The organism is Vibrio sp. MOR3, assembly GCF_001557775.1.
Taxonomy (GTDB): domain Bacteria; phylum Pseudomonadota; class Gammaproteobacteria; order Enterobacterales; family Vibrionaceae; genus Vibrio; species Vibrio jasicida.
Genome location: NZ_LNRD01000008.1, coordinates 87,634 through 110,585, shown reverse-complemented (window position 1 = coordinate 110,585; position 22,952 = coordinate 87,634). Strand labels below are relative to the sequence as shown.

Genomic DNA, 22,952 nt, shown 5'->3' with positions numbered 1-22,952 from the left:
GGTTGTTCGACACAGGACACAATAAGAACTTTCTGATCTTGCGGTTGTCCGTAGCAAGTTAGACAAAAAAGAGGTGATTTCGCTCGAATCGCAACAAAAACACCACACATAATGCTTACAACGTGCGGCATATGGCTAACTGACTTTTAATACCGAAGCATCCAATATCCCCTTCTCAACCAAATCTGTAAGGATGACTTTAGTTTTTTCTCTGAACAGATCGCGTAGCAATCTCACTGTTGGCGTAATTGATTGACGGCTCGGGCAAATCAACCACAGTTCTGTCGGAGTGGGTTTATATGCACTCATGACATTGACGACATTTCCGGTAAGCAAATCTTGCGACATATCCAAACAAGACTTTATCGCTAAGCCCTTTCCAGAAACACACCAACGCCTAACGAGATCGCCATCATTGGAAGCGCGATTACCTTTGAGTTTAATTTTGTGCTCGTTATAACCATCATTAAATCCCCACACGTCCTGCAATGTATCGTGCAGTTGGTACAGCAAACCATTGTGTTCGATTAAGTCTCGCGGAGTCTTTGGTGCGCCGTGCTCTACAAGGTATTCAGGGGTTGCGCACAATAGCCTAGGCACATTGCAAATTTTAAAGCCGTACATGTTGGAGTCTGTTGGTGCTCCATAGCGCAGCGCCATGTCTACCGAGTCTCGGTAAAAGTCCACGTTACTGTCGCTGATGTTGCTTCTCAACGTGACCTTTGGATAGCTATCCATAAATTCATCGAGCCAAGGTGTGACTAAATTTCGCCCTAAATCGGAAGAGAGCGCGATTCGAACTTCTCCATCGATAATATCCAGATCTTCACGCATATTCTGTTTCGCGTGTTCTAACATTTCTAGCGCTTTTTCACACTGAGGAAGGTAACGCTCACCCGCACTGGATAACCGCAAATGACGTGTAGTTCGAACAAATAATTCTGCCCCTAAGGAGGCTTCAACTCTCTTCACCGCCGCGCTGGCAGTTGCCGTTCTCATGTCTAACGCCGTCGCGGCTCCTGTGATGCTACGAAACTCTGCAACTTTGAGCACGACTTGAAGATCTTCAAGCAACATATTATCTAATCCTATTTGATAATCTTCGAAAAACTATGCGGTTTGAGCTAGGTTATTATGCTGCATCCGAACAGGAAGGAAAGAGGAAAAATACAACCATATAAATTTACGCCAGCCAGCACACAATCACGATCGTTCTTCAAATCTGTGAAAAACACTGGCTTTCGTAATAAGCGCCATTTGTTTTTCCCTGCACGCAAGTGTACAGTCTCGCCTATCTTAGGTGATGCCAATCTTTTGCTTTAATTGGAATAATAATGAATCTCGACACCTTGCTCGCTTTTGGCGGTATTGTTTTCTTCCTTGCTGTCATTCCCGGTCCCAATGCTTTGCTGATTTTATTTACTGCACTCACGCAAAGCCGCCGTTTCGCGATCGCCAATATCCTCGGTGTTGCGCTTGGTTTTTTAATCCATGCGTTTGTTTCCGCAAAAGGATTGAGCTTGCTGCTCTCTCAGTCTGCACTTGCATTCAACATTCTAAAATGGATGGGCGTAGCGTATTTGATTTGGCTTGGTATCAATAACCTCAAAAATGGCTTTAAGCTCGCAGACAAAAAATTGAAATTCGACCGTAAGATTGAAAAGCACACCTTGAAGCAAGCATTCGTTAAAGGCCTTCTGACAAATTTACTCAACCCGAAAATCGTCCTTTTTTACTTGTCTATCTTTCCGCAATTTGTCAAACCAGAACATATTCTAGAGCAGAGCATGATGCTAGGTGCGTTACAGGCAAGCATTGTGGCAAGCTGGTTCTTGTTTGTGATTTTCTTCGCGACAAAAGTAAAGGCGACACTGACCTCTCCTAAAACCAGTAAATGGCTTAATTATGTCAGCGGCGGTTTGTTTATTTTCTTCGGAATTGGTTTGGCCAATACCCGCTTCTAGGTAATCTAATCAAACGCAACACTCGCTTTAGGGCGTGTTTGTGTTTGCTCGCTTCTAACCGAAGAACGCCGCTAACAGCAAGATAACCACAAACAACAAAGCCATTAACCCTAATAAATAGGACAGTTTTCCCGTGCCACCTTTCGGTGCTTGATTGCAACATCCCATCATATTCTCCTACTTCTGTTTCATTCGAGTCGCACTCAATCTAAACCTTCCCCTAAGGGCAGAGTCAAACAATGGTGTATTTTCATCAAATTTCTAGGTTTCTGGTAATAATTAAATCGCTATAAACACCTTTACTTATATGCATTTTTTGATTCAATTTTGCGTTTTTTAAACAACGCAATCGATTATATTGATTACGAATAAACCACTGAGATTTCGGTTCATTTTTGAGTAAATACATACCATTTTTGGCTATATACCCGCTGATTCTCACAGACCTACAATACGCTCGTCTTACTTGTAGCACGCGGGTTCTACGACCCAAACGCGTGGCTCAATCACTAAAGGTATCGAATGAGCAATATCGCCAAATCCGCCGTCAAACTCAGTGTCTTTTCTGTCATCATGATTACGGTTACGTCCGTCGACAGCATAAGGAACATTCCGGGTGCCGCCTTATTTGGTAGTCACGCAATTTCTTTCTTCTTGTTGGCTGGATTGTGCTTTTTCGTCCCGACTGCTTTAGTATGCGCAGAATTGAGCACCACTTATCCGCAGCAAGGTGGCGTATATTTATGGGGTAAGGAGACCATTGGGCCAAACTTCGGGTTTGCTACCGTGTGGTATCAATATGCAGAAAATATTGTTTATTACCCGCCACTGATTTCGTTCATTGTCGCCACAGGGGCATATCCATTCTTCCCTGAACTAGCACAAAACAACATTTTTATGCTGGTGATGATTAACGTTATTTTCTGGGCACTAACCTTGGTGAACATCTTTGGGTTACGTTTATCATCAATCATCACCAATGTTTTCGGTACTTTAGGACTTATCTTCCCTATTCTTCTGATCATCGGTCTTGGGGGCTATTGGGCCTACACAAACCCTAGTGAGTCGCATATTTCACTGCGTCACGCATCAGATTGGTTACCCGATTTTTCACAAGATGGCATTGGGGCTGGCTTTACTGCCGTGGTATTGTCATTAACCGGCTTGGAGATCACCACATCATACGCCAGTGAAGTCGACAATCCGCAAAAGACCTATCCAAAAGCATTGATTTTCTCTACTGCTCTCATCTTGGTGTCCTTAACAGCATGCTCACTGTCTATCTCTTCCGTTGTATCGAGTGATCATTCAAGCTTGAGTGAAGGTGTCATTCTGGCATTTAAGGCTTTCTTTGATGACTTGAACCTGTCCTTCATGCTGCCAGTTATCGCACTCGCCATTGTCTTCGGTAGCCTAGCAAGCTTGAACAACTGGATCATCGCGCCGACAAAAAGTTTGCATGTGGCGGCAAAAGATCACTTCATGCCGATGGCGTTATCTAAGGAAAACAAAAACCAAGCGCCCGTTCCTCTGCTACTGCTGCAAGGTGCGATTGTCAGTGTTCTTTCACTGGTGTTCATCTTGGTGCCAAACGTCAATCAAGGCATGTGGTTGCTGAATATTCTGATGACACAACTTTACATGGTGATGTACATCTGTATTTTCGTCAGCTTTTTGGTTTCTCGTCGTAAGCACGCCGACATTGAACGTCCATTCCGAGTGCCTGGTGGGAAATTAGGGATGATGTTAGTCGCCACTTTAGGTTTGATTAGTTGCATGGTAACTATTTTTGTTTCTTTCGACGTGCCTGCTGGCATCAGTGAGAAGACTGGAGCCTACGCGCTTATCCTAGGCTTTATCGCATTCAGCTTACCTGCCTTGGCTGCTGTGATGTACCGAAATCGTAAACGCCGTCGACAAGTAGAGCTCATTGAGGCAATGGCAAATTAATGTGAATTAACCGCCTCAATCAATCAGAAGCAAGTAACAAAAAAGCCGCAGCACATAACGTGTTGCGGCTTTTTGCTGTTTCATTCTGCCGTTTTAATGCCCGGCAGTTTTAGAAAGTAAGTTAACAATCATCACACCGGTGAGAATAAAGCTGATCCCAACGATCGCCGCTAGGTCGAGTTTTTGCCCGTAAAGGAAATAACCTACAGCAGCAACCAAAACAATACCTGCTCCACTCCAAATCGCATATACGATACCAACAGGCATGCTTTTCACTGTTACAGACAGTAGGAAGAAAGCAATCCCGTAACCAATAATGACAATGGTGCTCGGCATCATTTTGGTGAACTGTTCAGTTTTAGGGATTGAAGAAGTAGCAATCACCTCACATACGATAGCGATAGACAAAGCAACCAGTGGAGGCATAGAAACAAGCATTTTGAACATAAGGCAATCAACGCTCAATAAAACCTGAACTCGATGACATATCGAGTCTCTGAGCGGCGCATTATAATCAAAATCCTTTGATTAGCTATAAAAAGTGATACAAATCACATTTACGTGGACGTAATAATCAAACCTAAAAGTCATTATCTTCTAAATTGATGACACAGCTAGAGCCACTACGAGCAACAAGTAAAGATTCTGGGTCCGCGTAAACAATGTTGTTCAGCCCCAACTTTTGCATATCATCGATATGGTACGTCCACGCAGCATCGTCAGTATCACAGCCGGCTTTTTGCAACTTTTCACGCTTGTTTATATGGCCATACATTGTGATTTTAGGGTTAACATCGACCAAAGCAAAAAATGCGTCTTCTTGTTGACGCCATAGACTGAGCGATTCGTGCCACTGCTCAAGTTCTTGCTTATCAAACCCGTCTTGCAACCATTCATTGCTCATCGCTCCGCCAAACCACAAAATCTCGGAACCCTTCATGACAAGTGTACTTGGTGCAGCGGTCAAAACGTAGTTTGCACAAGCCGACGCACAAACACCATTGACGATAAGGTGTATCTGATTGTTATACAACCAACGTCCAAGCTCCATGGCCGGACGATACTCACCGGAGTCACTGTCAATCATTAATGCAACAACACCATTTGGCTGAACATTGGCAAGATCAATCACTTGAGCGACTTTTTCTGCAGTGATTTCACCGTTAAAATACAAGGTTCGACCTTCGATATGTACCTCTTCAGACAAACTGCACCCAAACAAGCTCACGACCAACCCCGCTGCTAGACACTTATTCATGCATCCTCCATGATCCTAGTTCCAAAAATTGGTTAATCAACTAGAAATGAGTATTAGACACATTGCATATGCAGATCGTAAAAAGTGGCATAATTTTGACCGATGTCAACATATGCACACTAGCGCTTATTAATTTCAATCTTAACGATGAAGAAATAGAGTGATTGAGGTGCGTGGACGGATGACACTTAGCGGAGGGTCCCAGCAGATTCCCAAACCATTATTGTCGTCTCGACTCCGTTATGATTCGCTTTGTGTAAAGGACGAAAACCATGCCTAACATATAAGGCTTGGTTATGTGCTTCACATTGTAAGAAAAGCTTTGCGATACCAAGTTGAAGGACATGGTTTTGAGCGTGAGTGACAAGCGCTGCTGCATAACCTTTTCCTCTTGATGAGAACTCCACATACACGCCACCTAACCAATGTTCATACACTGGAAAATGAACATTTTCACGAATTTTTAACTCCGCCACAGCAGCAAGCTTGTTGTGCTCATCATGAAGAACAAAGGCCAAAGGAAATTCACGTCGACTGTTGGCTTTGAGTAAAACCTTTTCTTGAACTTGTGAAGGCGTAACACCCGGAACTGTGTACGCCCACTCATCAAAATACCACTGAGCAATAATGCTAGTTTCATCAGGGAAATCAGCAAGAAAATGGATGTTAAAATTCGGCCCTGACACTAGTGGCTGCCACCCACACTGCTCTCGACAACCTTTGCTTCATTGCCGACATCAACTTGGTTTGTATTAAACTCAGGTTGCTGAGCAAGTTCAAAGTATATGTGCATATCGATAGGCTCGGGTGTGTTGAGCAGCATCTTGCCGACTTCTCGCTGAAAATGACCATAATTACCAAGCTCTTCCGTTAAACCCAGTCGTTCATAACTGACTAAGTTCGCAAACATGCCATAAGCGTATTGATACCTCGTAGCATCCGCATGCTTCTCATGACCGAGTTGATTTAACGCTTGGTCAATTTCTTCTGGCGAGTAAGCTTCCTTATCGCCAAACTCTTTCAGCAAGAGAGTTGGTACCTGATGCGCAATACTCTGAATCGTCTCTTTCTTTTTAAACATACCGAACATGATGTCCTCCACTGACGATGATGACCCAAACAACGCACTTAAAGCACGCGTCGGTTAGCTGATTAAGGTATTTATTAGTATCACAGCTCAAGAATCATACTAACTTGATATCATAATAACCTACAAATGCTAGCCGACACGTTGCAGTAAGATGTAATCAGAAATCTTGCCGCAATCACAATTGGTCGTTCACTTAATCGGATATTCAATACGCTTTCGTTAAGCGTTATCGTCATCCGATTCCCATTATCAATAGAATCTAAAAAGTGTTTTGCAATCCTTCTTGCTTATCACAATCGCTTTATCTCATTACACTAAAATTCATTGGTCAGAGCACAAATAAGGAGCAAACCGTGACCTATTATTCTGTACTAGATGTAACCCCTACCAGCCAAGACTGGGTACCCGCTTATGTAAACGTTTCAAACGATTTAGTTGAGAAACACGGTGGCAACTACATTGCACGTACTAATGTTCATGAACGGTTGGAAGGAACGGGAGACTCACCAGCCCTTCGAATCATTATCGAATGGCCATCTCGGCAGGCTGCGCTCAATTTTATGAATGACCCAGATTATATTCCGCATCTTAAAGCTCGTACCGAAGGCTCGGTCAGTAATCATTATCTAATTGAAGGTAATGACCAACTTGCTTAGCTATTACGCCCAGTTAACCACTGGGCATTTTGTTTTATTGGGCAAAAGAAATCTTGTGCAAAGTCACATTTCGTATCGACATCCGTAAGCAATTGCGTTAGCTTTAGATGTATAGACGTCTAAAAAGTGAAGCTTAGGGAGAGAAAGCCGTGCCAATTAGAATTCCAGATCAGTTACCCGCTAGCGATGTATTAAGGACAGAGAACATCTTTGTGATGAGCGAGAGTCGAGCGGCAAGTCAGGAAATCCGTCCATTGCGAGTGCTTATCCTCAATTTAATGCCAAAAAAAATTGAGACCGAAACTCAGTTTCTTCGCCTACTTTCAAACAGCCCTCTGCAAGTAAATGTCGAGCTACTGCGTATCGATAATCGTCCAAGTAAGAACACACCAACTGAGCATCTTGATACCTTCTACCGTCAATTTGAAATGGTAAAAGGTAAAAATTTCGATGGCATGATCATTACTGGGGCGCCACTCGGTTTGGTCCAATTTGAAGATGTCATTTATTGGGACCACTTAAAAACCATCATGGAATGGGCAAAAGACCACGTGACCTCCACACTGTATGTGTGTTGGGCAGCACAAGCAGGTTTAAAACTGCTTTACGATTTACCCAAAAAAACCCGCAAAGAAAAATTATCTGGGGTTTATCATCATAAAATTCACAACCCTTACCACCCAGTTCTGCGTGGTTTTGACGATACTTTCTTGGCGCCACATTCTCGTTATGCAGATTTCTCACGAGAGTTCTTAGAAGAACATACCGATCTCGATATTCTCGCCACGTCTGATGTTGCGGGTGTTTACCTTGCAACAACCAAAGACAAACGTAACGTCTTTGTCACTGGTCATCCTGAATACGACTCTCATACGTTACATAATGAGTACATTCGTGATTTAGGTGAAGGCATGGAGCCCGCTATTCCTGTTAATTATTACCCGAACAACAATCCGGATAACGGCCCTGTCGCAAGTTGGCGTAGCCATGGTCACCTGCTTTTCTCAAACTGGCTAAACTACTGCGTTTATCAACAAACGCCTTACGACCTGGACCATTTCAGCGAAGCCGCCTTTACCAAAGACGATTAATTCACTCGTAGAGATTGTGAACCAAGCCGCCAACTGGCGGCTTTTTCATACGAGTTTGCAAACCTGATCGCATTGTGTTTTTTCCTCATTAGGCTTTTGCACTGTAATTCATATCATGCTGAAAGAATTAGGGATGTGGGAAAGACAAATGAAGATCATAAAACTCAGCGCTCTTATACTGGCGACTCAGTTTGGCCTGCTCGGTTGTGTGACCGTGAATGAAGATGGTAATAGTCCAGTTGTAAAAGCCGACCCGGTCGCCATGGCTGAGTCTCGTATCGCACTTGGTTTGGGATACCTAGACGGTGGCAACATGATCCGAGCACATGATAACTTCCAACAAGCCCTCACCCACGCTCCAAGCTACTACCGTGCTCAGCTTTCTATGGCTCATTATTACGAAACGGTTGGTGAAGACAAAAAAGCAGAAGAGATGTACAAACGTTCTCTGCGACAACATTCCAAAAACGGTAACGTACTTAATAACTACGGCACATTCTTATGTAAGCAAGGAAGTTTTGAGAAAGCGGATAAAATGTTCAACCGCGCCATTGAACAGCCTTATTACTTCCTTATCCCTGCTAGTTATGAGAATGCAGGCTTTTGCGCACTCAAATCCGACAATACAGAAAGAGCAAAATACTATTTCACGCGCGCTATTGATCATGACCCTCACCGTCCAAAATCCATTCTCCAGTTAGCAAAGTTAGAAATAGAAAGCGGCAACTACACAGATGCACGCATTCGTCTTATGCGCTTTAATCAAATGTATGGGGTCAAAAAACCTTCGCTTCGTTTAATGGTTGAACTTGAAGGCGCAGCAGGTAATGAAGCACTTAAAAAGAAATACCAAACACAGCTCAATCGAATGTCTTAACTGTTGAACTTCAGCACGCCACTTGGTATTCAGAAACAAAGAATACCAAGTGTTCCTTACTCCGTTTTATTCTTCGTTCATTTCTGCTCAGGGTAATGTAAGCTATTATTTAAAAAAGATTTTTTAGTTAAGGCTAATTTAGCACACCCCTATATCTGACGTTTTATATGATGCCAATCACACTTGATTGCATATTTGTTGCACAATCAGACTCAAAATTTATACATTCAAGTAGCTTATATAAGGATTAATAAAAACAAATAGAACCATATACCCTAGTAACCTCAAAATGCTTGGCTCAGCGAGATTGGCTCGGGTATATATCACAGATGTAAGGACACGTTATGTTGAAGTATAAACAAGCAGCGTTATTAACCGCCCTCCCTATTGCACTGCTAGGTTGCGGTGGCGGCGGAGGTGACAGCACAAGTTCCGCGACGAGCAATGGTCTTTCTTGGTCTGCAGGTGATTTCTCGCAGACAGCAGCCAGCTTAGCCAATAAATGCAGCGTAGCAAGAACGGGCACCGATCCGTATACCGGAAAAAATTACCCAGATAAAGCAGGCTCAACCGTGTATGAAAAGATGTTCCTTCGAGCATTTAGTAACGATACCTACCTTTGGTATGACGAAATCCCAGACAATAATCCAAACAATTATCCGTCTGTCGTCAACTACTTTGATTCACTCGTCACATCATCGACCACAGCAAGCGGCCAAAAGAAAGATCGTTTTCATTTCACACGTTCATACGACGAGGTGATGAAATCTCAACAAGCTGGTCTTGTTGCTGGTTTCGGTTTCAACTGGAAATTCGTTAATAGTTACGCGCCTCGAGAGGTGCTTATTTCTTACACAGAAGATGGTTCACCAGCATCACTCAATGGCGTTGAGCGTGGAGACAAGCTATTAAAAATTAACAGCGTGGATGTCGTTAATACCTCTTCCCAAGCAGAAGTGGATCTCATTAACCAAGCATTGTTCAACCCAGAGTTAGGACGTAATTACACGTTTACCTTTGAAGCGGTTAATGGCGGTATGAAGATCATTACACTCACCTCTTCTGATGTGGCAACAAGCCCTGTACGTAATGTAAAAGTTATCGACAACAACGGAACAAAAGTCGGCTACATGCAATACAACGCATTTGAAGTCACGGCACAGCAACCGCTTATCAATGCATTCAACCAGCTTTCAGCCCAAAATGTGGACGAAATCGTCATGGACTTGCGCTACAATGGCGGTGGCTTGATTTGGCAATCAGCGCAAGTCGGTTACATGCTGGCGGGTTCTCATCCAAACGCGACGTTTGGCGAGTTAATCTATAACGACAAGATCATGAACTCTGGCCAAGTACGAGATAACGTTTACAATTTCGTCGATAAAGAAATCAACTGGGCAACAGGAACGCTCACTAACAACCCTCTACCGACGCTTAGTGCAAAGCGCGTATATGTCTTAACGACGGATAACACTGCGTCTTCAAGCGAACTGCTAATCAACGGCTTGCGTGGTATCGACGTTGACGTTATTCAAATTGGCACAACGACAACAGGTAAACCTTACGGCTTCTCACCTCAGCAGAACTGCGGTAACGTGTATTACACCATTCAATTTAAATCTTCGAATGACAAAGGCTTTGGTGACTTTGCAGATGGATTTACCCCTACGGCAAAAAATCTTGTATCGTCTAACATTGGTATAGATGACAAAGTGGAAGGTTGTGTAGTGGCAGATGACTTAACCAAACCATTGGGTGATCCATCCGAAGGTATGCTGTCTGCAGCGCTAAACTACATGACAACGGGGGGAACTTGTCCTCCAGCACCTGTAATGGCTCGCTCATATCAAGCAATGCCGAGACTAGGTGGCACTCCACTTACTCAAGAAATTGACCCACTTCGACAAGAGGCGATTCATGTCAAAATTAACTAAAACAATGACCTTACTCACTGGAGCTGGACTTAGCCTTGTACTGATGGGGTGTTCAACATCAAGCAACAGTGATGCAGTTAATGCGTTAAGTATTAAAACCTCCGCAGATACCGTGAGCGAAATCCAAAGTGCAATTAAAACGATTCAAGGAACACAAGCACCGACGAAGATCGCATCGAATACCTTTGAGACGAACTCACACTTATTGATCGTGTCGGGGCAATTAATGGAAAAGCACAACATGCCATTAAACGGAGCAGAAACTGAGTTGCCCGATCAATATACCCTACAGTTACGCGGAGAAGATTGCGGGGTTTACTACGAGAAGGACGATAAATTTGTCTCTCTCACGAATATTCAATGTAGACCGAATCCAATTCAGGATTAATGAAAAAGCGCGCCGTCACTTTATCCAAAAGAACGGCGCGCTTCTTTTATTATCTATTGATTGCTCAATTTATTTCTATAAGAAGTGGAACGTCAAGTTACCCGTGATGCTGCTTACTGTATCACTGTCTCCATCAATATCCACCCCAAAGGCTTGATAACTGGCACCGACAGAAATGTTGTCTAACAAGAAGTATTCCGCGCCAACACCATACATGTAAGAGACACCATCGTCTTTGTCCAAGTTGCTAAGGTTACCATTGTATTCGACGTTAAATGCGTTGATACCACCCTTCGCGTAAACGTGCAGAGGACCAAAATCAATACTTGGTTTAGCTGCTAGATAAAATGACGAGAAGTCCACATCACCTCGATTACCGCCTAAATTCAAGTCAACTTGGCCGTGATTAAAGTAACCTACTTCAATGCCGATCAGTGGCAAGATCCCCGTCCCTACATGAATGCCGTAGGTCGTGTCGTTTTCACTGTCTATGTCTGATTGACCAATTTGACCACCAGCATAAAGCCAAGAATCAGCCATCGCAGACGTTGAGCAAAGCGCTAAAACCAATAACGAGAGTTTTGTTTTCATAGTTATACCTTTCCTGTTCGATTCCTGAACGGAACATCACGCGAACTGCATCGCGTTCCTTATGTAGCTAGCTAAATACTATATGCGAAAGTTTGATGGTTTTAAGACCGAGAAATGAATAATTTATGCTCAATATTGATTTGTGTGATTTACAGACAAAAAAACACCGGCGCGTTGCCGGTGTTTATCAAATAAATCTTCGAAATGTTCGACGATTATAGGAAGTGCAATGTCGCGTTTAGAGAGAACGTACCGATGTCGTCTTTACCCGCTGTGTAGTTCATGTAGCTTGCGCCAACAGACATTGGACCGAAAATGAAGTATTCAGCGCCTACACCGTACATTAGATCCACATCATCATCGTCTTTACCGCCAGACACTTTCTTATCCCACTGGTGGATACCACCTTTCGCGTAAACGTGCAGTGGACCGAAGTCGATGCTTGGCTTAAGCGCTGCGTAGTAAGAAGTCAGCTTAGTTTCATGACCTGCGATCTTGAATTCACCGTGCTGAGTAACACCCGCTTCGATACCGATGATAGGCAGAATACCTGTACCTACGTGTACAGAGTATGAAGTGTCAGTCTCGCCTTTGAAGTCAGACTGACCTACAGAAGCACCACCATAAATCCATGAATCTGCCATTGCTGCAGAAGAAGCACTTAGAAGTGCCACTGCCAATAGAGTTTTCTTCATCATCAACCTTTACTCTTTATAATTACCCACTTCTGCACCGTCGCAGAGGTTGGTACTGCAAACACAAGGGAGGCGAATCATTGCCTCCCTTGTGACTTAAAATAACTTGTGAACAATTCTTAGCAAATACTATACCAACAGCGACCTAAACTGGACAAACCATTGATAAGTCGATAAACCTCACAAGAAAAACTGTCGCTATTGTACTTAGCGTTTAGCAAGCATCAATCGCATTTTTGACTCGTTTATCAGAAACCGGATACGGAGTGCCTAATTGTTGAGCAAAAAGGCTTACTCGAAGCTCTTCGATCATCCAACGCACTTCTTTCACGTTTTCTGGAATCACCATGCCTTTCGGAATCTTATTAAGCAGTTCTTTGTAATCACTGCCCACTGACTCGATTCTCAACATGTGTAAACGGTCTTTGTTTGGATCGATCGGTAGCTTCTCCATACGACGCTCAATCGCACGCATGTAACGCAGAATATCTGGCAGGCGTTTCCAGCCACATTCTGTCGCGAAGCCCTTGAAGATCAACCCTTCGACTTGCGCTTTAATGTCAGATAACGCAAATGCCATGGTGAAATCCACTTTGCCTTTCAACTTTTTGTTGATATTGAAAGCCGTCGTCAGAATGGTTTCGACTTGTTGTGCAATATCCACAACTGTGTCACCCAGCTCTGCACGAACGTGTTCTTTCAACGCATCAAACTTCTCTGGCTCCCAAACCAAACCGCCCTGCTCTTCGATAAGCTTATCGACACCACACGCGATGCAGTCATCAATCAGATCCAGCACTTTCCCGTAAGGGTTAAAGTACAGACCCAACTTCGACTTGTTCGGTAAGTTAGAGTGCAAGTATTTGATTGGCGACGGCACGTTTAACAAGATCAGACGACGCTGACCCGCTTGCATAGCCGTCACCTGTTCGTATTCAGTTTCGTACAGTTTGATTTCTACACTGTCTTTGGAATCCACAATCGCCGGGTACGCTTTAACGTCGTAACCACCGCGTTTTTGTTGATATACCTTAGGCAGTTCACCAAAGCTCCAAGTATGTAAGCCTTGCTGCTCAATGTCATCATCGGCGACTTTAGACAGCGTTTCTTGAACTTTGTCTTTCAAGCTCTCTTTCAACGCATGAAGGTCGCTATTTTCCTTCAACTTGCGATTTCTATGGTCAACCGCGCGGAAAGTCACCTTCAAGTGCTCAGGAATTTGATCCATATTCCAATCTTCGCGCAGAACTTCCACACCAGTCATTCGACGAAGCTCTTTTTCAAGCGAATCTAATAAAGGTGCTTCCATTGGCGTCGAGCGAGCTAAGAAAGCATCAGCATAGTTTGGTGCAGGAACAAAGTTTTTACGAATCGTCTTCGGCAGCGATTTAATCAAGCTCACCACAAGCTCATGGCGCAGACCAGGGATCTGCCAGTCAAAGCCCGCTGGCTCAACTTGGTTAAGGATCGGCAGCGGTAAGTGTACCGTCACACCATCGCTGTCTTCGCCCGGTTCAAACTGGTAGCTCAGCTTAAGTTTTAGGTTGTTTTGGTGCCAGAAGTTCGGGTAATCCAAATCGGTTACGTGGCTAGCATCGCCTTTGAACAGCATCTCTTTCTCGAAGTTCAGCAGCTCTTTGTTCTCTTTCGATGCCTTCTTCCACCATGTATCGAAGTGCTTACCAGAAACGACTTCCGTACCCACACGTTGGTCATAGAAATCAAACAACTCATCATCGTCCACCAAAATATCGCGGCGACGAGATTTATGCTCAAGCTCTTCCACCTCTTGCAGAAGTTTGCGGTTTTGCTTAAAGAACGCGTGTTTGGTATCCCATTCGCCTTCTACCAACGCGCTACGGATAAAGATCTCACGGCTCACCGTTGGATCGATACTTCCGTAGTTCACCAAACGGTTAGGAACAATCGGTACCCCGTAAAGCATCACTTTTTCGTGTGCCAAGACTGCTGCGCGTTTCTTCGACCAATGCGGCTCGCTGTAGCTGCGCTTAATTAGGTGCTTCGCTAACGGTTCAATCCACTCAGGCTGAATCTTAGCGATGATGCGCCCCCAAAGTTTTGAGGTTTCCACCAGTTCAGCAGACATGATCCACTTAGGCTGTTTCTTGAATAGACCTGATGCAGGGAAGATATGGAAACGAGCGTTACGCGCACCTTGATATTCATTCTTCTCTTGGTCTTTCATACCGATGTGCGATAACAAACCGACAAGGATTGAGCTGTGTACGCCATGGTAAGACGCAGGCTCATCGTTGAGTTTGAACTCCATTTCACGCATGGATTGGTGAATTTGGAAGTACACATCTTGCCACTCACGAACGCGCAAGTAGTTCAAGTAATCTTGCTTACACTGTTTGCGGAATTGGTTGCCCGTCAGCGCTTTTTGTTGCTTCTGGATGTAGTCCCACAAGTTCACCAACGTCAGGAAGTCTGATTCTTCATGGAAGAAGCGTTTGTGTTTGTCATCTGATGATTGCTGCTTGTCACTTGGACGCTCACGCGGGTCCTGAATCGACAATGCCGCTGCGATAACCATGACTTCTTTCAGCGCGCCTTGTTTTGGAGCTTCCAATACCATACGCGCTAAACGTGGATCGATTGGAAGGCGGGCAAGCTGACGGCCAATACTGGTCAGGCGTTTCTTGTTACCTTGAGAATCGGACGGTTTCGCTTCTGCGTTAATCGCACCAAGCTCTTCCAGCAAACGAACACCGTCTTGGATGTTACGTTTGTCTGGCGCTTCTACAAATGGGAAGGCTTGAATATCGCCCAAACCAAGTGCCGTCATCTGCAAGATAACCGACGCTAGGTTGGTACGCAGGATCTCAGGATCGGTAAACTCCGGGCGTGACTCAAAATCTTCCTCTGAGTACAGACGGATACAGATACCCTCTTCCACACGACCACAACGACCTTTACGCTGGTTCGCACTCGCCTGAGAAACTGGCTCGATTGGAAGGCGCTGAACCTTAGTACGGTAACTGTATCGGCTAATACGCGCCGTACCTGGGTCGATAACGTACTTGATGCCCGGAACCGTCAACGAGGTTTCTGCTACGTTGGTTGCCAGTACAATGCGACGACCAGCATGAGGTTGGAAAATCTTGTTTTGCTCACCCGCCGACAAACGCGCGTAAAGCGGCACAATTTCCGTGCTCTTCAGGTTACGTTTAGACAATGCATCAGCGGTATCACGGATTTCACGCTCACCGTTCATGAAGATCAGAATGTCACCTAAACCTTCATCGCACAGTTCGTCTACCGCTTCGAAGATACCTTCAAGTTGGTCACGATCATTATCGTCATCACCGCTTAGTGGGCGGTAACGCGTTTCTACTGGGTAAGTACGACCTGACACCTCAATGATTGGTGCGTTGTTGAAGTGTTTTGAAAAACGCTCTGGGTCAATGGTTGCCGACGTGATGATCACTTTCAAATCAGGACGACGTGGTAGCAACTCTTTCAAGTAACCCAAGATGAAATCGATGTTAAGGCTGCGCTCGTGCGCTTCATCGATAATGATGGTGTCGTATTGATTCAAGAAACGGTCATGCTGAATTTCAGCCAGCAAGATACCGTCCGTCATCAATTTGATTTGGGTATTTTCAGAGATCTGATCGTTGAATCGAACCTTGTAGCCAACAAACTCACCAAGCTTGGTTTCCATCTCTTCGGCAATACGGTTCGCAACCGAACGTGCCGCAAGGCGACGAGGCTGAGTATGACCAATCAAACCGAATTTACCGCGACCAAGCTCAGCACAGATTTTTGGCAGCTGAGTGGTTTTACCTGAACCGGTCTCACCCGCAACGATAACCACTTGGTTTTCTTCGATCGCTTTCGCAATGTCGTCGCGTTTTTGGCTGACTGGCAGGATTTCAGGGTATTCAATCGTTGGTTTGTAGCTACTGCGTTGCTCCACAACCATCATGGATTTGGCGATGTCTAATGCGATTTCATCAAACACAGCGTTACGCGCTGCGTCTTTTTTGATTTTGCTTGCACCAGAGATTCGTTTACTCAAGCGGAAGCGGTCACGCATCATGCACTGGTTAAGTGCCTTGCGTAGTGACGCCGCGTTATTTACTTGAGCCTGAGGCGTAGCATTCTGAGAAGCTTGTGCTTGAGATGCATTAGCCTGTTTCGCTTTGGCATTTTGCGCACCATTTGACGGTGTCGCTTGCTCTTCAGCGGGATTCTTTTTTGGGGGCTGTGACGAAGTCAAAGCGTTTCCTATTCTTTTCATTACATAAAACTGCGCGGATTGTAGCACATATGGGCTAGAACAAGATAACGGAAAGCAGCATCCAGTAATCATTCAATTTTTTCGAACAACTTAAGCAAATCCATCGGGTTTTGAGTCGCTGAGCATTACCTATAATGCACCACATAGCCGAAAGCACTTATTAAAGGAAATCCATATGTCTCGTGTACTAGCTCTTAAATCAAGCATCCTTGGCGATTACTCTCAATCAAACAAACTGGTTGAAGACTTCATCAAAAATGTAGACCAAGATAAGCTAACTGTTCGTGACTTAGCTGCAAACCCACTGCCAGTTTTAGACTTTTCAGTTGCGACAGCACTACGTGCAACAGAAGATCTTTCGCAAGAGCAACAAGCGGTGGTTGACCTATCTGATACCTTAATTGAAGAAATCAAAGCAGCAGATACTTTGGTTATCGCAGCACCAATGTACAACTTTACGATTCCAACTCAGCTGAAAAACTGGATTGATTTGATTGCTCGTGCAGGCGTGACATTCAAATACACAGAAAACGGCGTTCAAGGTCTGATTGAAGATAAGAAGGCAATCGTCGTCACGACTCGTGGCGGTCTTCATAAAGACTCACCAACCGACAGCATGACACCATACCTACGCACAGTATTGGGCTTTGTTGGTATCACGGATGTGGAGTTTGTTTACGCAGAAGCGCTAAACATGGGTGATGACGCAGCAGCGAAAGGCATTTCAGACGCGCAAAGCCAATTGGCAACCTTGGCGTAAGATTAAATAGAATTGAATACAAACAAAAAGGGATTGGTACGCGCCAATCCCTTTTTTATCGTTTTAAGTCAAAGCTGATCATGCTGTTGTAGCAGCTTTGCGCGCATTGTCCGCAACCTTTGCATTTGGCAGCGTCAATTTTAGGTTTGACATCATCTTGCCATTGCAAAGCATCATAAGGGCAACTGTCCTCGCAACTACCGCAATAACCGTATAAGTTTTCGCAGCTGTTCGAGATAGTTGCTATCAAGCCTGTAGACTCTGTTTGGTTAGAAAGTGCCAATGTAGGGCATGCCGACTTGCACGCACCGCATAAATCACATGCCGAGTAACTGATGTCTAACGCGGCAACGCCATCAACCATTTCAATGATTTGGCTTGGACATGCAGAAGCGCACTTACCACATCCATCACATAGCCTTGTGAACATCGACTCTTCCACCGCATACGGCGGTCTCGCTTGAACACGAGGCTCTTGAGCTTGTTCCACTGGCGCGCGACGGAACGAAAACAGACGTCGCTTGCTTAGATCAACCGATTCAGACTGGCGCATCCGAGTAATCTCTCTTTACTGACACAACGACTTGGTATTGCTCACTCAAAGATTGAAGTAGTTCTTCAGTAAGGTTCGACAGTTTTGAGTAAGGCGCAAGAGTCACCGCTTTTTTGAAGCGCTTGTTGAAAAAACCAAACCACGTCATCAAGTGCTCGCGCAACATTTCAGCCGCCAGTTTTTGTTGATCAGTTTCAATCAACATGCCTAACACCATCAGCATCAAGCCGATCTGGTCTTCTGGCTCACGTTGGTCAGATTCCAAAGCAAAACCACAACGCTGCAAGAAGTAACGATATTCAATGGTTGATTCGCCAAACAACACTGCTTCTTTATCTAGATAAGCCGAACCCCAAGGTGGCGCTGGCATCTCACCAATACCGGCAAACATACGGTCGTGCTCCATTTGCAATGCCTCTTCACTCTCGCTTTGAAAGCTGCGCAGCATGTCATTAAGCGCTTCGATTGGCGTATCAGTATTGCTCAACAACGTATCGAGATTTGCCGCTGGGTAATCTTTTGGTTGGTAGTAAAACAGTGCACCAAACAGCTTAAGAACGATGCTGGTATCTTGTGGTTCAAGTTGAGAAATTTGCATGAAGTACCTTTGATGACTGGTGTTTTTATTCTTCGATTAAGTAAAACGGAAAAGAGATGGGACGAACACTCGCCCCACTCCATTAATGGTTATCAGCACAAATAACGGTTATTAGTACAAACCAGATGTAAAGTGCATGCCGTAGAACACATTGCGACCTAGAATCTCTGCAACGAACAAGGCAACGAATGCCACGATAACTAGCAAGTTCTTCTGACGACCTTCTGCGGTAAACAACTCAGCGAATACCCAAAGAGCAGCAGCAACCACAAGCAACAACACATGACCAGCAACATAGCCAGATAGCATTGTGATTTGATCCAAGCCACTGTGAATCGCCGTTGAGATACCTGCGAAATAAATCGTCTGCATTACTGAGAACGCTAGGTTCAGCGCAATCAGACTTACGCCAGCCCACATTAGGCGACGATTGGTTTTCTCAGCCGTCACGTCCAATACGTTGATAAGCGTGTAACCGAACATCAGACCCGAAGTCACGACCGTGAACCAAAACGCAACCGTGGTCATTGGTGAGTACCATGCTGGTACCGTTTCTATTTGGTAAACATTTGCCATCGCGAACATGAAAATCACGCCAACCGCGATAGACAACCAGTTCACAATTTTACGCACGCCTTCGCTGCCGATTTTTAGAATCGTTAGCAACCAGTACAAACCCGCTAGAGACAGAAAGCTTGCACCCGTTAAGATCTCGTTAGATAGCGCCGCACTACCAACACGGTTTAATGCGTTGAAGGCACGAAGTGGGCTACCTAAGTGTGTGGTTGAGAACAAGAAACCCAACCCCATCACAACCAAAATAGCAAAACGAGCGATGTTCATACGAGGTTCTGTCACGCGTGGTGGCTTACCGAATTTCTCGAACGCGTTAACCGTTAAGTGCGCGCCAACCGCTGTTTGAGCAAGAACCGTAAAGGCAACTAATGGTGCTTCGTATAACATTATTTCACCTCTCTTGGATTCTGTAGGAAACCAGTGCGGTCATTGGTTGGACGACCATTTGGATTTAGCTTCACGATCAGGTTCGGGCTCGTAATGCGAGAATCTGGCAGTGGTGCCACATCCGCGTTTGAACCGTATTTCGCGCGTAGCTCATCAATTGGACCAAACTCAATCGCACGCAATGGACAGCTATCAACACACACTGGCATTAAGCCTTCTGCGACACGTTCGTAACAGCCATCACACTTAGTCATGTGACCTTTTTCTTCGCTGTATTGAGGTGCGCCGTATGGGCATGCCATGTGACAAGATTTACAGCCGATACACACGCTTTCATCGACAACAACAAAGCCGTCTTCTTCACGCTTGTGCATTGCACCTGATGGACAAACCTTGGTACACGCTGGGTTAGTACAGTGGTTACAAGAGATCGATAGATAGTACGCGAACACGTTTTGACGGAACGCGCCGTTTTCTTCCGTCCAGTTGCCGCCTACGTATTCGTAAACACGACGGAAGTTGCGGTCGATACCCAGGTCTTTGTTGTCTTTACAAGAGAGCTGACATGTTTTGCAGCCAGTACATTTGCTTGAATCAATGTAAAAGCCATACTGCTTCGCTGTGCTCATTATTTAGCCCCCATTTTCTTAATTAGCGTCACTTCAACGAGGTTGGTATGGCTCGGGTTTGATTTTGCCAACGGGCTTGGACGTTGTGTCGTCAGTACGTTGATTGAACCCGCTTGGTCAACACCTTTACCATTTGGTGAGTACCATGCGCCCTCACCCAAACCAACGATGTGTGGCATGATGCGTGGGGTTACTTTTACGCGAACGTTCATTTCACCGAACTTGCTGCGCACGCTAACCAAGTCACCGTTGTCGATGTTGCGTGACGCTGCATCAATTGGGTTGATCCAAAGTTCCTGTGGTGCGGCTGCTTTTAGGATGTCGACGTTGCCGTACGTAGAGTGCGCACGAGCTTTGTAGTGGAAACCCGTTAACTGAAGTGGGTACTCTTTACGATCAGGAGAATCCCAGCCATTAAACGTCGAAACGTATTCTGGTAATGGCTTGATGGATTCATCTTCGTCCAGTTCCCATTCTTCGTTGATCTTCGCTAACGTCTCTGAGTAGATTTCAATCTTGCCCGATGGCGATGGTAATGGGTTCGCTTCTGGGTCACGACGGAAGTCTTCGTAGGCCACGTGTGGACGGTCGAATTGCTTCTTATAGATACCCTGCTTTCTCATCTCATCGTAAGAAGGCAGGTTTGGATCGTTGTTTTGTTTAACGGTCTGAGCGTACATCCATTGCAGCCACTCTTCTTGAGTGCGACCTTCAGTAAACTCATCAAACACGCCCATGCGCTTCGCCACACCAGACATAATGTCGTAGATAGGTTTGCATTCGAAACGAGGTTTAATCGCTTGGCTTGCAAAGATGAAGTAAGGCATTGATGCAGCTGCACCATCCATACAGAAATCCGATTGCTCTGACGTTGTGCAGTCTGGCAATACGATATCGGCATACTTCGCCGAAGACGTCATGTGGTTGTCGATCACCACAATCATTTCACACGCTTTTTCATCTTGAAGAATTTCGTGTGTGCGGTTGATGTCTGAGTGTTGGTTAATCAGACAGTTACCTGCGTAGTTCCAGATAAACTTGATGTTGTTTTGTAGCTTCTGAACGCCTTTAATGCCGTCGGTCAGATCTGTCATTTCCGTACCGCGGTAAATCGCGTCTGTCCAAAGGAACATAGGAATTGAAGCACTGATCGGGTTTGGCACTTTCGGGAAGCGTTGGAATGGGTATGAGTGGTTACCCTCACGAGCACCAGTACCACCACCTTGTAAGCCAACTTGACCACGTAACAATGACAACATCATTACCGCTTTACACGCTTGCTCACCATTTGCTGAGCGTTGTAAGCCCCAACCTTGGGTAATGTAAATGCGTTTAGCATCGCCAACTTCACGTGCAAGTTTCAAAATCACATCCGCTGGAATGCCCGTGATAAGCTGTGCCCACTCTGGGGTTTTCTCGATACCATCTGGGCCAGTACCCATGATGTAATCTTTGTAGCTGCCGTTTTCTGGTGCTGACGCAGGAAGCGTTTTACGGTCGTAACCCACACAGTAGAGATCAAGGAAGTCTTGATCGACTTTGTCTTCCGTAATCAATACATGGGCGATGGCTGCAATTAAAGCTGCATCTGTACCGTGCTTGATAGGAATCCATTGGTCTTCACGGCCTGCAGCAGTGTCAGTGTAACGAGGGTCGATACAAATCGTGCGAGTGTGACTGATGTTTTTCGCATCCACATAATTGTGAACCTGACCACCACCCGACATACGGGTTTCTGCTGGGTTGTTACCAAACATCAGACATAGATCTGCATTTTGAACATCGTCAATCGAGTTGTTATCAACGAACGAACCGTAGAAGTACTCCGACATACATTCGATGTTTGCTGCAGAGTAGTCACCGTAGTGATTTAGGTAACCTCCACAAAGGTTCATCATACGAGCAACCAATGTCGCGCTCGGATCCCAACTCTTAGTTACTGTGCCACCAAGCGTACCTGTACCATAGTTTAGGTACACCGCATCGTTACCGTGGTCTTTAATAATGCGTTTTAGGTTATCACCAATGAGGTCAAAGGCTTCATCCCAAGTGATGCGTTTGAACTTACCTTCACCACGCTTACCAACGCGAAGAAGTGGGTATTTCAAACGGTCTGGCGAGTAAACACGGCGACGCATAGAACGACCACGCAAACAAGCACGAACTTGGTGATTGTGGTTGTAAACATCATCACCCGTGTTGTCGGTTTCTACCCATTTGATTTCACCGTCGACCACGTGCATACGAAGCGGACAACGAGAACCACAGTTTACGGTACATGCCGACCAGACAATTTTTTCGTTTGGTTTTGCTGGTGTTTCTTTGGCAACCGCTTTAGTTGCAAACGGGAGAGAAAGCGCGTTTCCTGCTAACGCCAAAGCGCCAAGTGCAGAACCGCCCTTTAAAGCATCACGCCGAGTAATATTAAACTTACCATTTTGACTCATGGTTTTTTCCTAAATTACGTTTTTGAATTTGGTCGTGGCGCTTAATTAATGGCTTTAAGTGGGGAAAGAACACTCGTTAGAAATAAAAGACATAGAGATTGTATTTTCAAAATAGGCATTCATTGAAAACATCTAATTTCGCTTTAATTAATACACAAGGAAAATCAAAGCAACATTTCTACAAAACCATCAATTAAGCTAGACAGCACAAGCCTTGAGCAACTAAGGCATGGCCACCTGC

General features: G+C 44.9%; 21 protein-coding genes. 8 read left to right on the top strand and 13 right to left on the bottom strand.

What is annotated here, in order from left to right:
* Positions 1-135 precede the first annotated feature (135 nt).
* Positions 136-1,077 (bottom strand): LysR family transcriptional regulator, encoded by a 942-nt coding sequence (locus tag ATB76_RS16245; RefSeq protein WP_038878658.1) that lies wholly within the window; start codon positions 1,075-1,077, stop codon positions 136-138.
* A 257-nt stretch (positions 1,078-1,334) separates the two neighbouring features.
* On the opposite strand from ATB76_RS16245, the gene ATB76_RS16240 reads away from it, so the two are divergent.
* Together ATB76_RS16240 and ATB76_RS16235 are read left to right on the top strand one after the other, a co-directional pair.
* Positions 1,335-1,964 carry a LysE family translocator gene (locus ATB76_RS16240; protein WP_061035714.1) on the top strand — a complete coding sequence of 210 codons (630 nt, stop codon included), beginning with the start codon at positions 1,335-1,337 and terminating at the stop codon, positions 1,962-1,964.
* Between the two features lie 522 nt (positions 1,965-2,486).
* The gene (locus ATB76_RS16235) at positions 2,487-3,914 is read left to right on the top strand and encodes an APC family permease (RefSeq protein ID WP_061035713.1); all 1,428 of its coding nucleotides are present in this window, start codon (positions 2,487-2,489) and stop codon (positions 3,912-3,914) included.
* A 93-nt stretch (positions 3,915-4,007) separates the two neighbouring features.
* On the opposite strand, the gene ATB76_RS16230 is transcribed toward ATB76_RS16235, so the two are convergent.
* From ATB76_RS16230 to ATB76_RS16215, 4 genes are all read right to left on the bottom strand, one after another.
* Positions 4,008-4,361 carry an SMR family transporter gene (locus tag ATB76_RS16230; protein WP_038872335.1) on the bottom strand — a complete coding sequence of 118 codons (354 nt, stop codon included), beginning with the start codon at positions 4,359-4,361 and terminating at the stop codon, positions 4,008-4,010.
* Positions 4,362-4,494: 133 nt separating this feature from the next.
* Positions 4,495-5,172: a hypothetical protein gene (locus ATB76_RS16225; RefSeq protein WP_038872333.1), complete on the bottom strand. Its 678-nt coding sequence runs from the start codon at positions 5,170-5,172 to the stop codon at positions 4,495-4,497.
* Between the two features lie 188 nt (positions 5,173-5,360).
* On the bottom strand, positions 5,361-5,858 hold the full coding sequence (locus ATB76_RS16220) for a GNAT family N-acetyltransferase (RefSeq protein ID WP_061035712.1): 498 nt from the start codon (positions 5,856-5,858) through the stop codon (positions 5,361-5,363).
* Positions 5,858-6,262 carry a hypothetical protein gene (locus ATB76_RS16215; RefSeq protein WP_038872327.1) on the bottom strand — a complete coding sequence of 135 codons (405 nt, stop codon included), beginning with the start codon at positions 6,260-6,262 and terminating at the stop codon, positions 5,858-5,860. The genes ATB76_RS16220 and ATB76_RS16215 overlap by 1 nt, the downstream gene beginning before the upstream one ends.
* Positions 6,263-6,615: 353 nt before the next feature.
* On the opposite strand from ATB76_RS16215, the gene ATB76_RS16210 reads away from it, so the two are divergent.
* From ATB76_RS16210 to ATB76_RS16190, 5 genes are all read left to right on the top strand, one after another.
* Complete coding sequence (locus tag ATB76_RS16210) at positions 6,616-6,918, top strand: DUF1330 domain-containing protein (protein ID WP_038872324.1); 303 nt, start codon at positions 6,616-6,618, stop codon at positions 6,916-6,918.
* A gap of 149 nt (positions 6,919-7,067) precedes the next feature.
* The gene (gene metA / locus ATB76_RS16205) at positions 7,068-8,009 is read left to right on the top strand and encodes a homoserine O-succinyltransferase (protein WP_038872321.1); all 942 of its coding nucleotides are present in this window, start codon (positions 7,068-7,070) and stop codon (positions 8,007-8,009) included.
* Between the two features lie 148 nt (positions 8,010-8,157).
* Positions 8,158-8,886: a type IV pilus biogenesis/stability protein PilW gene (pilW, locus tag ATB76_RS16200; protein WP_038872471.1), complete on the top strand. Its 729-nt coding sequence runs from the start codon at positions 8,158-8,160 to the stop codon at positions 8,884-8,886.
* Between the two features lie 344 nt (positions 8,887-9,230).
* Entirely contained in the window at positions 9,231-10,820 is a 1,590-nt protein-coding gene (locus ATB76_RS16195; protein WP_061035711.1) for a S41 family peptidase, read from the top strand.
* On the top strand, positions 10,804-11,208 hold the full coding sequence (locus ATB76_RS16190) for a hypothetical protein (RefSeq protein ID WP_061035710.1): 405 nt from the start codon (positions 10,804-10,806) through the stop codon (positions 11,206-11,208). The genes ATB76_RS16195 and ATB76_RS16190 overlap by 17 nt, the downstream gene beginning before the upstream one ends.
* 75 nt (positions 11,209-11,283) lie before the next feature.
* On the opposite strand, the gene ATB76_RS16185 is transcribed toward ATB76_RS16190, so the two are convergent.
* The 3 genes from ATB76_RS16185 to hrpA all read right to left on the bottom strand — a co-directional run bounded on the left by ATB76_RS16185 (position 11,284) and on the right by hrpA (position 16,740).
* The gene (locus ATB76_RS16185) at positions 11,284-11,799 is read right to left on the bottom strand and encodes a porin family protein (protein WP_061035709.1); all 516 of its coding nucleotides are present in this window, start codon (positions 11,797-11,799) and stop codon (positions 11,284-11,286) included.
* A gap of 215 nt (positions 11,800-12,014) precedes the next feature.
* A complete protein-coding gene (locus ATB76_RS16180; protein WP_038878755.1) occupies positions 12,015-12,494 on the bottom strand; it encodes an outer membrane beta-barrel protein in 480 nt (159 codons plus the stop codon).
* A gap of 214 nt (positions 12,495-12,708) precedes the next feature.
* Positions 12,709-16,740, bottom strand: a complete 4,032-nt coding sequence (hrpA, locus tag ATB76_RS16175) for an ATP-dependent RNA helicase HrpA (protein WP_179946845.1) — start codon at positions 16,738-16,740, stop codon at positions 12,709-12,711.
* Positions 16,741-16,936: 196 nt separating this feature from the next.
* On the opposite strand from hrpA, the gene ATB76_RS16170 reads away from it, so the two are divergent.
* Positions 16,937-17,521, top strand: a complete 585-nt coding sequence (locus ATB76_RS16170; protein WP_061035708.1) for an FMN-dependent NADH-azoreductase — start codon at positions 16,937-16,939, stop codon at positions 17,519-17,521.
* Between the two features lie 55 nt (positions 17,522-17,576).
* Here ATB76_RS16170 and ATB76_RS16165 read toward each other — a convergent pair whose 3' ends face one another.
* The 5 genes from ATB76_RS16165 to ATB76_RS16145 all read right to left on the bottom strand — a co-directional run bounded on the left by ATB76_RS16165 (position 17,577) and on the right by ATB76_RS16145 (position 22,711).
* Positions 17,577-18,074: a 4Fe-4S binding protein gene (locus ATB76_RS16165; protein WP_038878691.1), complete on the bottom strand. Its 498-nt coding sequence runs from the start codon at positions 18,072-18,074 to the stop codon at positions 17,577-17,579.
* Positions 18,061-18,672, bottom strand: coding sequence for a molecular chaperone TorD family protein (locus ATB76_RS16160; RefSeq protein ID WP_038878694.1), 612 nt, complete (start codon positions 18,670-18,672; stop codon positions 18,061-18,063). The genes ATB76_RS16165 and ATB76_RS16160 overlap by 14 nt, the downstream gene beginning before the upstream one ends.
* A gap of 111 nt (positions 18,673-18,783) precedes the next feature.
* Complete coding sequence (locus ATB76_RS16155) at positions 18,784-19,635, bottom strand: DmsC/YnfH family molybdoenzyme membrane anchor subunit (RefSeq protein ID WP_009703242.1); 852 nt, start codon at positions 19,633-19,635, stop codon at positions 18,784-18,786.
* Positions 19,635-20,264: a DMSO/selenate family reductase complex B subunit gene (locus ATB76_RS16150; RefSeq protein ID WP_005433785.1), complete on the bottom strand. Its 630-nt coding sequence runs from the start codon at positions 20,262-20,264 to the stop codon at positions 19,635-19,637. The genes ATB76_RS16155 and ATB76_RS16150 overlap by 1 nt, the downstream gene beginning before the upstream one ends.
* Entirely contained in the window at positions 20,264-22,711 is a 2,448-nt protein-coding gene (locus ATB76_RS16145) for a DmsA/YnfE/YnfF family dimethyl sulfoxide reductase (protein ID WP_061035707.1), read from the bottom strand. The genes ATB76_RS16150 and ATB76_RS16145 overlap by 1 nt, the downstream gene beginning before the upstream one ends.
* Positions 22,712-22,952: the final 241 nt, after the last annotated feature.